Below are 12,248 nucleotides of genomic sequence, written 5' to 3' on the forward strand. Positions count from 1 at the left end.
TCATCGTCTGACGGCGTTTTACTTTCTATCCTGCATCAAAATGGCGACTGCAAATTGGCGTCAACTCCTTGATTTCATTGGGCTGGCACGGTGCCAGCAATTTTTTTTGAAATTGCGCTAAAGCAAGACGCCCTGACGACGATAACTATTACGAAGGTTCTCTGTGCCACCTCCGGCGAATTGCCAAGGCCGGAAGCCGTAGTACCCAATCCAACGAGGAATTCGTCATGGCTTTGACTGTAAACACCAACACCACCTCCCTGGGCGTTCAGAAAAACCTGAACCGGGCTTCCGATGCACTGGGCACCTCGATGACCCGTCTCTCTTCCGGCCTGAAAATCAACAGCGCCAAAGACGACGCTGCCGGCCTGCAGATCGCTACCCGCATGACTTCGCAGATCCGTGGCCAGACCATGGCGATCAAAAACGCCAACGACGCCATCTCCATCGCCCAGACCGCTGAAGGCGCGATGCAAGAGCAGACCAACATCCTGCAACGTATGCGTGAATTGGCTGTTCAGTCGCGAAACGACAACAACAGCGAAGCAGACCGCGATGCACTGGATAAAGAATTCCAGTCGATGCTCAAAGAGATCGACCGTATCGCCGGTTCGACCCAGCTGAACGGCAAGAACCTGCTGGACGGTAGCGCCAGCGACATGACCTTCCAGGTTGGCTCCAACACCGGCAGCGACAACCAGATCACCATCAGCCTGAGCGATGCCATGAACACCACTGGCGCGCTGAGCGGCCTGAGTGGCAAGAGCATCACCGGTGCTGACAGCACCGCTGCCGAAGCGACCTTCACCGCCGCCCTGAGCGCTATTGATGACGCGCTGAACGCGATCAACAGCACCCGTGCCGACCTGGGTGCCGTTCAGAACCGTCTGACCAGCACCATCAACAACCTGCAGAACATCAACGAAAACGCCGAAGCCGCCCGTGGCCGTGTACAGGACACCGACTTCGCCGCCGAAACTGCTCAGCTGACCAAGCAGCAGACCCTGCAGCAAGCTTCCACTTCGATTCTGGCCCAGGCCAACCAACTGCCATCCGCCGTACTGAAGCTGCTTCAGTAATTACTGATGGTGATCGGCGGGGGAGTGCATTCTAAGGCGCTTCCCCGCCTTTTCGTTATGAGGTGGTAGACATGGACATGAGCGTCAAGCTGAATCTGTCCTACCCGGCATCCCGCCCCGCCGAACAGGCTGGCGAAAAACCGGTTGCTCGTGCCGAGGAGGCTTCGCGCAGCGGCAGTGACACGCTGGCACCCAATGCCATCAGTGCTGCCGAGCACAGCAATGATGCCGAAAAAGTGAAAAGCGCTGTTTCGGAAATTGAAAAGTTTCTCAGCTCCACCCGACGCAAACTGGAATTCTCCACGGACGAAGAATCCGGAAAGATCGTAGTCAAGGTCATCGCCAGTGAAACCGGCGAGTTAATCCGCCAATTGCCTTCTGAAGAGGCATTGCGGATTGCGCATAACCTGAGCGATGTAAACAGTATTTTGTTCGACGCCAAGGTTTGATCGGCGGAGAATGTGCTAAGGCAGGAATCACGTCAGGCTTGCAGGAGCAGGTACTAACGGTCAACAAAGAGGGATAACTGTATGGCGGGCACCCTGGTTTCCAGTATCGGTCAAGGTACGGGGCTGAATATCACCGAAATGGTCGCGGCGCTGGTCAATGCCGACACGGCGGCCAAGAAGGCGCAGATCACTCGGCAGACCAGCAACAATACCGCGATGATTTCCGGTGTGGGCTCGCTTCGCAGTGCCCTGACGGCGTTTCAGGACGCCATGGCAAAGCTGAACAGCTCCACCAGTCCTGCTTTCAATGCGTATGCCGCCAAATCGGCCAATGAGTCGGTGGTCAAGGTGACGGCTGGCAACACGGCAGTGGCAGGCAGCTATGACATTGTGGTCAACAGCCTGGCGACCGGCTCGAAAGTGGCGAGTGCCCCTATTGCTGGCGGTGCGGCTGCAACGGTTACGGGGGGTACGCTGACTATCGAGCAGAATGGCAACACTTATGAGCTCGAAGTTGAAGATGGTGCCTCGTTGCAGTCCGTGCGCGACCAGATCAACAAAGAGCTGGCCGTCCAGGGTATCTCCGCCAACATCGTGAACGGCAAGGATGGTGCGCGGCTGGTGTTCAGTTCAACTACCACCGGTGCCAATACCGACCTCATGGTCAGCGGTGTCCCTGAGCTTGAAATCGACGGTACTCAGCAGATGTCGGATACCGGCGCCGGGTTTATTACCGCCAAGGCGCAGGATGCCGAGCTGACCATCGACGGCCTGGTGGTCACCAGCAATAAGAACACCATCACCGACGCCATTAGTGGTATTACGCTGGAGCTGACGGGCGTCAGCGCCAGGTCGGGTAGCGATGGTGTGCCAACCAATGTCTCGGTGTCGCAGGACAATGATGGTCTGAAGAAGTCGATTCAGTCCTTCGTCGATGCCTATAACACGTTGCAAAAAACCATTACTGCACTGACAACGTCCACGCGTGATGAGAATGACAACCTATCGCTCGGCCCGTTGAGCAACGACCCGACCACCCGTTCGCTGGTCAACGATGTTCGCAAGGTGCTGTCAGAGGTTGGGGCGGGTGACCAGCTGACGACCCTGAGCCAGTTGGGTATCAACACCACGAAAGATGGCACCCTCGAGTTCAACTCGACCAAGTTCACCGCGGCGATGAACGACAAGAAGCTGGGCTCCGAAGTTCAGGAGTTGTTCACCGGCTCCAATGGGCTGATCGAACGCATGAACAAGGCAATCGATCCTTACAACTCCACGGACGGCAGCCTGGCCACACGCAAGAGCAACCTGGATAAGGTGGCGAAGAACCTGGCAGACCAGCAGACTGCGCTGGATCGTCGCACCGAGGCTTTGACCGAGTCGCTGACCAAGAAGTGGGTGGCAATGGACACCGCCGTGGCCAAGCTGAATGCCCAGGCCGACCAGATCAAATCGGTTTTCGACGCTATCAACGCTCAGGCCAAGAACTCCTGATCGATCTCGCCTTTTGCCATGTAAAAGCCCGGCAGCGACCAGTGTCGCTCCGGGCTTTTTTGTTGGCACTAAAGTTTTTTGACGCTCAGGCGATACACAGGTACAAGCAACCTTTTTCGCTGCAACGAGGTAGATCCATGAACCCGATGTTGGCCCTTCGGCAATACCAGAAAGTCAACGGCGTGGCGCAGACGTCCGAAGCCAGTCCACACCGCCTGGTACAGATGCTTATGCAGGGCGGCCTTGATCGTATGGCCCAGGCTAAAGGTGCCATCGCGCGCAATGACATTGCGCAGCGAGGTATTCTGCTCGGCAAGGCCATCGACATCATCGGTGGGCTGCGTGAAGGGCTGGATCTGGAAAACCATGGTGACAACCTGGCTGAGCTGGATAGCCTGTATATCTACATGAGTCGCCGCCTGACCGAAGCCAATCTCAAAGGCGACCCGACCATCATCGACGAGGTCGCGCGCCTTCTGATCACTGTGAAGGAAGGTTGGGATGCAATCGGCGATCAGTCGTCGGCTTCCTGATAAAGGAGCATGACATGAGCGAAGTAATCGCCCGAATCGAACAGACCCGGGACATGCTGCTGGCAGCGCTGGCTGACCGCGACTGGGAAGCGGTGGGGGAGTTGGACCTGGAATGTCGCTTGCGCATCGGTGACATGGTGTCCGAAGCCAAAGGCAATGAGGCGGATGTCAGTGCCAGTCTCGAGCAATTGCTGGTCGTGTACCGCCAACTAATCGAGGTTGCAAGTGGTGAACGTCAATCCTTGGTCGATGAAATGACGAAAATCCGTCAGGCGAAGAACGCGGCAAAGGTATACCATTTGTTCACCTGACCACCGTTGTTGCAAAAAGCCGTGCGCCATTAATTTGACTGATCGGTGTTTTTTGACTTTACTAGTGGCTGTTTTCGAATTTCAGACGTCCGAACACTGACCATTCAGTCGGAATGATGTCGAGCACGCCCCCGCAGGGCGCCGATATGACTAGGGAAGTTGCTATTGCATGTGGCGTGAAACCAAGATTCTGCTGATCGATGACGACAGCGCGCGCCGCCGCGACCTTGCGGTGGTGCTGAACTTCCTCGGCGAAGAAAACCTCGCATGTGCCAGCCATGACTGGCAGCAGGTTGTCGAGCCATTGTCCTCGAGCCGCGAAGTGCTGTGCGTGCTCATCGGCACCGTGAATGCTCCGGGCAATCTGCTTGGCTTGCTTAAGACAGTGGCTACCTGGGATGAGTTCCTTCCGGTTCTGCTTTTAGGTGAAATTTCTTCTGCGGAGTTCCCGGAAGACCTTCGCCGTCGGGTGCTTTCCAACCTGGAAATGCCGCCAAGCTATAGCCAGTTGCTGGATTCGCTGCACCGTGCCCAGGTCTACCGCGAAATGTATGACCAGGCACGCGAGCGCGGTCGTCAGCGCGAGCCCAATCTGTTCCGCAGCCTGGTCGGCACCAGTCGTGCCATCCAGCACGTACGGCAGATGATGCAGCAAGTGGCGGATACCGACGCCAGCGTGCTGATCCTGGGCGAGTCGGGTACCGGCAAGGAAGTGGTGGCCCGCAACCTTCACTACCATTCCAAACGTCGCGAAGCGCCGTTCGTGCCAGTCAATTGTGGTGCGATCCCGGCCGAGCTGCTGGAAAGCGAACTCTTCGGCCACGAGAAGGGGGCCTTTACCGGGGCCATCACCAGCCGTGCCGGGCGTTTCGAGCTGGCCAACGGCGGTACCCTGTTCCTCGACGAAATCGGCGACATGCCGTTGCCAATGCAAGTCAAACTGCTGCGTGTGCTGCAGGAACGTACCTTCGAGCGTGTGGGTAGCAACAAGACCCAGAGCATCGACGTGCGCATCATCGCTGCGACGCACAAGAACCTCGAAACCATGATCGAGGACGGCACGTTCCGTGAAGACCTGTACTACCGCCTGAATGTGTTCCCCATCGAAATGGCACCGCTGCGTGAGCGCGTGGAAGACATCCCGTTGTTGATGAACGAGCTGATTTCGCGCATGGAGCACGAGAAGCGTGGTTCCATTCGCTTCAATTCCGCCTCGATCATGTCGCTGTGTCGTCATGGCTGGCCGGGCAACGTGCGCGAGCTGGCCAACCTGGTCGAGCGCATGGCGATCATGCACCCGTACGGGGTCATTGGCGTGTCGGAATTGCCAAAGAAATTCCGCTACGTCGATGACGAAGACGAGCAGATGGTCGACAGCCTGCGCAGCGACCTTGAAGAGCGCGTGGCGATCAATGGCCACACACCAAACTTCAGCAACCACGCCATGCTGCCGCCCGAAGGCCTGGACCTCAAGGACTACCTGGGTAGCCTGGAGCAGGGGCTGATCCAGCAGGCCCTGGACGATGCCAACGGTATCGTTGCGCGCGCGGCTGAACGTTTGCGTATTCGCCGTACCACCCTGGTCGAGAAAATGCGCAAGTACGGCATGAGCCGCCAGGGCGGTGAGGAACAGGCGGAAGATTGATGTTTGGGCGGGGTGTTTGTCTCGGGTTTTGCGTTTGGGCGCAGATCGAGCGCCGCCCGCGCGGCGCATCGCGAGCTTTGCTCGCTCCTACGTTTGTTTCAGGCCAGTAACGCCTGTGACAGGCACGCGCGACCGCCTTGTTTGTACAACGTGATATTGCGCCATGCGCCAAGGCGTTCGCGCGCAAATGGAACAGGAATGATTGGCCCGAAACAAGCGTAGGAGCGAGCGCAGCTCGCGATGCTTGTTTGTACAACGTGATATTGCGCCATGCGCCAAGGCGTTCGCGCGCAAATGGCACAGGAATGATTGGCCCGAAACAAGCGTAGGAGCGAGCGCAGCTCGCGATGCTTGATTGTACAACGTGATATTGCGCCATGCGCCAAGGCGTTCGCGCGCAAATGGAACAGGAATGATTGGCCCGAAACAAACGTAGGAGCGAGCGCAGCTCGCGATGCGCCGCGCGGGCGGCGCTCGATCTCCCAGGCACAACCAATCTCAAGGCGAACACTTCTCAGCCTTGAAGCAATCCCACGTCAAACCCAAATCCCTATCTCCGGCACGGCTATTGCTACACCGCTGGCACCACACCGTTTTTATGACGGTCAGCCACGCGAGAGAGCAAGATGCCCCAGGCCGCCCACGTATCCCGAGCCCCCGATCAGCAGGGGCAAACCCCGGTCGCGCAGGACAGCGGCCAGGGTATCGCGCAAGCCTTTGCCCTGTTCAATCAGGTGTCCAGCCAGCTGAGCCAGTCCTACAGCCTGCTCGAAGCCCGGGTCAGTGAACTGAAGGGCGAGCTGGCGGTGGTCAGCGCCCAGCGCATCGAAGAACTGAGCGAAAAGGAACGCCTGGCCAACCGCCTGCAAAATCTGCTGGACTTGCTGCCCGGTGGGGTGATCGTGATCGACGGCCAAGGCCTGGTGCGCGAAGCCAACCCGGCCGCCTGCGAGTTGCTCGGCGAACCTCTGATCGGCCAATTGTGGCGCCAGGTGATCGCCCGTAGTTTTGCTCCGCGCAAGGACGACGGCCACGAAGTCTCGCTGCGCGACGGTCGCCGTCTGTCCATCGCCACCCGCTCGCTGGATGCCGAGCCTGGCCAGTTGGTGCTGCTCAACGACCTGACTGAAACCCGTCGCCTCCAGGATCAACTGGCTCGCCACGAGCGCCTGTCGTCCTTGGGGCGCATGGTTGCCTCGCTGGCCCACCAGATCCGCACACCGCTGTCGGCAGCCATGCTGTATGCCAGCCACCTGGCCGATAGCGAGCAAGCGCTGAGCGCGGAAACCCGCCTGCGTTTCGCCGCGACCTTGAAGGAACGCCTGCACGAACTGGAGCACCAGGTGCGCGACATGCTGGTGTTTGCCCGTGGAGAGTTGCCACTGGGGGATCGGGTGACCCCTAAAGCGCTGTTCCAGGCCCTGCAGCAGGCGGCCCAGGCGCATGTGCAGGGGCACGCCGTGCGCTGGCAGTGCGACAGCCATCTGGGTGAGTTGCTGTGCAATCGCGACACCTTGGTCGGCGCTTTGCTCAACCTGATTGAAAATGCCCTGCAGGCCAGCGATGGCCCGGCACGGCTGAAGGTGCACCTGTACCGCCGCGAACGTAGCTTGCACCTGTGCATCAGCGATGCCGGCAGCGGCATCGATGCAGGCTTGCTCGGCCGTTTGGGCGAGCCGTTCCTCACCACCAAAGCCACCGGTACCGGCCTGGGCCTGGCCGTGGTCAAGGCGGTGGTGCGTGCGCATCAGGGTACGATCAGCCTGCGCTCGAAAGTCGGCCGTGGTACCTGCGTGCGGGTAGAGTTGCCATTGATCGACGGGCAATTGGCGGAGGGGGTGTAATGGCAATCAAGGTGCTGCTGGTCGAGGATGACCGCGTGTTGCGCCAGGCGCTGGGCGATACCCTGGAAATCGGCGGTTTCGCCTATCAGGCGGTGGGCAGTGCCGAAGAAGCGCTGGAGGCCGTGGTGGACGACGCTTTCAGCCTGGTGGTCAGTGACGTCAACATGCCCGGCATGGACGGGCACCAGTTGCTCAGCCAGCTGCGCCGCCAGCAACCACAGTTGCCGGTGCTGTTGATGACGGCGCATGCCGCTGTCGAACGTGCGGTCGAGGCCATGCGCCAAGGCGCCGCTGACTACCTGGTCAAGCCGTTCGAGCCCAAGGCGCTGCTCAGCCTCGTGGAGCGGCATGCCGCCGGGCGGGTCACCGGCGACGAGGGGCCGGTGGCCTGCGAGCCGGCCAGTCGCCAGTTGCTGGAACTGGCGGCCCGTGTGGCGCGCAGTGACTCGACCGTGCTGATTTCCGGCGAGTCCGGTACTGGCAAGGAAGTGCTGGCGCGCTACATTCACCAGCAGTCGCAGCGTGCCACGCAACCCTTCGTGGCCATCAACTGCGCGGCGATCCCCGACAACATGCTTGAGGCCACCCTGTTCGGCCACGAGAAGGGCGCCTTCACCGGCGCTATCGCTGCTCAGGCTGGCAAGTTCGAGCAGGCCGAAGGCGGTACTCTGCTGCTCGACGAAATCTCGGAAATGCCCATGGCCTTGCAGGCCAAGCTGCTGCGTGTGCTGCAGGAGCGCGAGGTGGAGCGGGTAGGCGGGCGCAAGCCGATCAGCCTGGATATTCGGGTGCTGGCCACCACCAACCGCGACCTGGCCGGCGAAGTGGCGGCCGGGCGCTTCCGCGAAGACCTGTACTACCGTCTATCAGTGTTCCCGCTGGCCTGGCGCCCGCTGCGTGAGCGGCCGGGCGATATCCTGCAGCTGGCTGAGCGCCTGCTGGCGCGGCATGTGGTCAAGATGAAGCATGCCCCGGTGCGTCTGTCGCCGCAGGCGCGGGCCTGCCTGCAGGCCTATGCCTGGCCGGGCAACGTTCGCGAGCTGGACAACGCTCTGCAGCGGGCGCTGATCCTGCAGCAGGGTGGAGTGATCGAGGCGGCGGATTTTTGTCTGGCGGGCGCCATTCCATTGTCAGATAGCATCGAGCCATCACCTGACGTGGCGGCCGAAGCCGGCGGGTTGGGCGATGACATGCGTCGGCACGAGTACCAGATGATCATCGACACCCTGCGTGCTGAGCGCGGCCGCCGCAAAGAGGCGGCCGAACGCTTGGGCATCAGCCCGCGGACGTTGCGCTACAAGCTGGCACAGATGCGCGATGCCGGGTTTGACGTCGAGGCCAGTCTGTTCGGCTGACTGGCACCCAACTGAATGGTTGAGCACCACGGGGCCTCTATTGGAGCGGCAGGCCCGCGAAGAATCCGGCGCGGTGGCTGGCACCGGCTGCGCCGGTGTTCGCGGGCGTGCCCGCTCCCACGGCGCACGTTTCACATGGGATCTGATTGGCAAGGCTGGCACCTTTGTTGCTTTACGTAGGTCATTCGCCGCATGACTGTCAAAAAAATGCGGCCGCAGGAGAGAGAAGGGTCATGAGCCAAGGTGTTGAATTCAATCGTCTGATGTTGGACATGCGGGCCATGCAGGCCGATGCCATGTCGCTGCCCAAGGCAACCGCCGCCCCCGAGCTGGCGCCAGGGCAAAGTACCTTCGCCGACATGCTCGGCCAGGCCATCGGCAAGGTGCATGAGACGCAGCAGGCTTCGACCCAGCTGGCCAACGCGTTCGAAATCGGCAAGAGCGGCGTCGACCTGACTGACGTGATGATCGCTTCGCAAAAGGCCAGCGTGTCGATGCAAGCCTTGACCCAGGTACGCAACAAGCTGGTCCAGGCGTATCAGGACATCATGCAGATGCCGGTTTGAGGACGGATGTAACCCATGGCTGAAGCAGTCGTCGAAAACGCCCCCGCCAAGGCTGGCTCGCCAGCGGCCAAGCCGCCGCTGTTTGGCATGGCGTTTCTGGAAAATATCTCGCAGATGCCCATGCTGCGCCAGATCGGCCTCTTGGTCGGCCTGGCGGCCAGCGTGGCCATCGGCTTTGCCGTGGTGTTGTGGTCGCAACAACCCGATTACCGTCCGTTGTACGGCAGCCTGTCGGGCATGGACACCAAGCAGGTCATGGACACCCTGGCCGCTGCTGACATCCCCTATAACGTGGAGCCCAACTCGGGGGCCCTGCTGGTCAAGGCCGACGACCTCTCCCGTGCGCGCCTGAAACTGGCAGCCGCCGGTGTGGCGCCGAGCGACGGCAATGTCGGCTTCGAGCTGCTCGACAAGGAGCAGGGCCTGGGCACCAGCCAGTTCATGGAAGCCACCCGTTACCGCCGCAGCCTGGAAGGCGAACTGGCCCGTACCATTTCCAGCCTCAACAACGTCAAGGGCGCGCGCGTGCACCTGGCCATTCCGAAAAGCTCGGTGTTCGTGCGTGATGAACGCAAGCCCAGCGCCTCGGTACTGGTCGAGCTGTACCCAGGCCGCGCGCTGGAAGCCGGGCAGGTGATGGCGATTGTCAACCTGGTCGCCACCAGCGTGCCGGAACTGGACAAATCCCAGGTCACCGTCGTCGACCAGAAGGGCAACCTGCTGTCCGATCAGATTCAGGATTCCGCGCTGACCCAGGCCGGGAAGCAGTTCGACTACAGCCGCCGGGTGGAAAGCATGCTCACCCAGCGCGTGCACAATATCCTGCAGCCGGTGCTGGGCAACGATCGCTACAAGGCTGAAGTGTCCGCCGACCTTGACTTCAGCGCGGTCGAGTCCACCTCCGAACAGTTCAATCCCGACCAGCCGGCGTTGCGCAGCGAGCAGTCGGTTGACGAGCAACGTGCCAGCAGCCAAGGTCCGCAAGGCGTGCCTGGCGCACTGAGCAACCAGCCGCCAGGCGCCGCTTCGGCACCGCAGACCACCGGTGGCGCGGCTACCCCGGCTGCTGCCATTCAGCCTGGCCAGCCGCTGGTGGATGCCAATGGCCAGCAGATCATGGACCCGGCCACCGGCCAGCCGATGCTCGCGCCATACCCGTCAGATAAACGTCAGCAAAGCACCAAGAACTTCGAGCTGGACCGTTCCATCAGCCACACTCGCCAGCAGCAGGGGCGCATGACCCGCCTGTCGGTAGCGGTGGTGGTGGACGACCAGGTCAAGATCGACCCGGCCACTGGCGATGCCACTCGAGCGCCATGGGGCGCGGAGGACTTGGCGCGCTTTACCCGCCTGGTGCAGGACGCCGTCGGCTTCGATGCCAGCCGTGGCGACAGCGTGACGGTGATCAACGTGCCGTTCGCCGCCGACCGTGGCGAGGAAATCGCCGACATCGCCTTCTACCAGCAGCCGTGGTTCTGGGATATCGTCAAGCAGGTGCTGGGCGTGGTGTTCATCCTGGTGCTGGTGTTCGGTGTGCTGCGACCGGTGCTGAACAACATTACCGGGGGCGGCAAGCAGGCTGCCCCGGACAGCGACATGGAGCTGGGCGGCATGATGGGTCTGGATGGCGAACTGGCCAACGACCGCGTCAGTCTGGGTGGCCCGACAAGCATTCTGCTGCCTAGCCCGAGCGAGGGTTACGAGGCACAGCTCAACGCAATCAAAGGCCTGGTGGCCGAAGACCCGGGCCGCGTTGCCCAGGTCGTGAAAGAGTGGATCAACGCCGATGAGTGATAACCGAGCCGTTACCGCCAAGTTGAGCCGCGTCGACAAGGCGGCGATCCTCCTGCTTTCGCTGGGCGAGACCGACGCCGCTCAGGTGCTGCGGCACATGGGGCCCAAAGAAGTGCAACGGGTGGGTGTGGCCATGGCGCAGATGGGCAATGTGCACCGTGACCAGGTCGAACAGGTGATGAGCGAGTTCGTCGAAATCGTCGGCGACCAGACCAGCCTGGGCGTGGGGTCCGATGCCTATATCCGCAAGATGCTCAACCAGGCCCTGGGCGAGGACAAGGCCAACGGCCTGGTCGACCGCATCCTGCTCGGTGGCAACACCAGCGGCCTGGACAGCCTCAAGTGGATGGAGCCGCGCGCCGTTGCCGACGTGATCCGCTACGAGCACCCGCAGATCCAGGCCATCGTCGTCGCCTACCTCGACCCCGACCAGGCCGGTGAAGTGCTGAGCAATTTCGACCACAAGGTGCGCCTTGACATCGTCTTGCGCGTGTCATCGCTGAACACCGTGCAGCCGGCAGCGCTGAAGGAGCTGAACCAGATCCTCGAGAAGCAGTTCTCGGGTAACTCCAATGCCGCGCGCACCACCTTGGGTGGTATCAAGCGTGCTGCCGACATCATGAACTTCCTCGACAGCTCGGTGGAAGGTGCACTGATGGACGCGATCCGCGAAATCGACAGCGACCTGTCGGAGCAGATCGAAGACTTGATGTTCGTCTTCAACAACCTGGCCGATGTCGACGACCGGGGCATCCAGGCGCTGTTGCGCGAAGTGTCCTCCGACGTGTTGGTGGTGTCGCTCAAGGGCGCCGACGAGCGGGTCAAGGACAAGATCTTCAAGAACATGTCCAAACGTGCTTCGGAGCTGCTGCGCGACGACCTGGAGGCCAAAGGGCCGGTACGGGTCAGCGACGTGGAAACCGCGCAGAAAGAAATCCTCACCATTGCCCGGCGTATGGCCGAGGCCGGCGAGATCGTCCTCGGCGGCAAGGGCGCCGAGGAAATGATCTGATCTTATAACGGCGGCAAGCCCGCCGTTGACCCTGTGGGAGCGGGCTGGCCCGCGAAGCAGGCGCTGCGGTGGATGGCACGGGCTTTGCCCGTGTTCGCGGGCAAGCCCGTTCCCACAGCGTGCACGTCAGTTCAATCTTATTGAGCGAGTGTGCGTTGGCTGAACA

At 61.1% G+C, this 12,248-nt stretch carries 11 protein-coding genes; all 11 read left to right on the plus strand.

Going from position 1 to position 12,248, the window contains the following annotated elements; all coding sequences use genetic code 11:
* The first annotated feature begins 227 nt into the window (after window positions 1-227).
* The 11 genes from AC3B5Q_RS07415 (at window position 228) to fliG (ending at window position 12,082) form a co-directional block, all read left to right on the plus strand.
* Window positions 228-1,079, plus strand: a complete 852-nt coding sequence (locus tag AC3B5Q_RS07415) for a flagellin domain-containing protein (protein ID WP_488392963.1) — start codon at window positions 228-230, stop codon at window positions 1,077-1,079.
* Between the two features lie 71 nt (window positions 1,080-1,150).
* Window positions 1,151-1,528 (plus strand): flagellar protein FlaG, encoded by a 378-nt coding sequence (locus tag AC3B5Q_RS07420; RefSeq protein ID WP_488392964.1) that lies wholly within the window; start codon window positions 1,151-1,153, stop codon window positions 1,526-1,528.
* Window positions 1,529-1,609: 81 nt separating this feature from the next.
* The gene (fliD, locus tag AC3B5Q_RS07425) at window positions 1,610-3,022 is read left to right on the plus strand and encodes a flagellar filament capping protein FliD (protein ID WP_448177055.1); all 1,413 of its coding nucleotides are present in this window, start codon (window positions 1,610-1,612) and stop codon (window positions 3,020-3,022) included.
* Between the two features lie 137 nt (window positions 3,023-3,159).
* Window positions 3,160-3,555 carry a flagellar export chaperone FliS gene (gene fliS, locus AC3B5Q_RS07430; RefSeq protein WP_012051622.1) on the plus strand — a complete coding sequence of 132 codons (396 nt, stop codon included), beginning with the start codon at window positions 3,160-3,162 and terminating at the stop codon, window positions 3,553-3,555.
* 14 nt (window positions 3,556-3,569) lie between these two features.
* Entirely contained in the window at window positions 3,570-3,866 is a 297-nt protein-coding gene (fliT, locus tag AC3B5Q_RS07435; RefSeq protein WP_101196519.1) for a flagellar protein FliT, read from the plus strand.
* 169 nt (window positions 3,867-4,035) lie between these two features.
* A complete protein-coding gene (gene fleQ / locus AC3B5Q_RS07440; protein ID WP_021785174.1) occupies window positions 4,036-5,511 on the plus strand; it encodes a transcriptional regulator FleQ in 1,476 nt (491 codons plus the stop codon).
* 626 nt (window positions 5,512-6,137) lie between these two features.
* Window positions 6,138-7,355, plus strand: coding sequence for a sensor histidine kinase (locus AC3B5Q_RS07445; protein ID WP_103444739.1), 1,218 nt, complete (start codon window positions 6,138-6,140; stop codon window positions 7,353-7,355).
* Window positions 7,355-8,710, plus strand: coding sequence for a sigma-54-dependent transcriptional regulator (locus AC3B5Q_RS07450; protein WP_053870526.1), 1,356 nt, complete (start codon window positions 7,355-7,357; stop codon window positions 8,708-8,710). Before AC3B5Q_RS07445 ends, AC3B5Q_RS07450 begins: the two co-directional genes overlap by 1 nt.
* 233 nt (window positions 8,711-8,943) lie before the next feature.
* Complete coding sequence (gene fliE, locus AC3B5Q_RS07455) at window positions 8,944-9,276, plus strand: flagellar hook-basal body complex protein FliE (RefSeq protein ID WP_021785177.1); 333 nt, start codon at window positions 8,944-8,946, stop codon at window positions 9,274-9,276.
* A 15-nt stretch (window positions 9,277-9,291) separates the two neighbouring features.
* Window positions 9,292-11,070 carry a flagellar basal-body MS-ring/collar protein FliF gene (gene fliF / locus AC3B5Q_RS07460; RefSeq protein WP_274147966.1) on the plus strand — a complete coding sequence of 593 codons (1,779 nt, stop codon included), beginning with the start codon at window positions 9,292-9,294 and terminating at the stop codon, window positions 11,068-11,070.
* Entirely contained in the window at window positions 11,063-12,082 is a 1,020-nt protein-coding gene (gene fliG / locus AC3B5Q_RS07465) for a flagellar motor switch protein FliG (RefSeq protein WP_013973604.1), read from the plus strand. Before fliF ends, fliG begins: the two co-directional genes overlap by 8 nt.
* Window positions 12,083-12,248 lie beyond the last annotated feature (166 nt).

The organism is Pseudomonas sp. D5(2026), assembly GCF_057766845.1.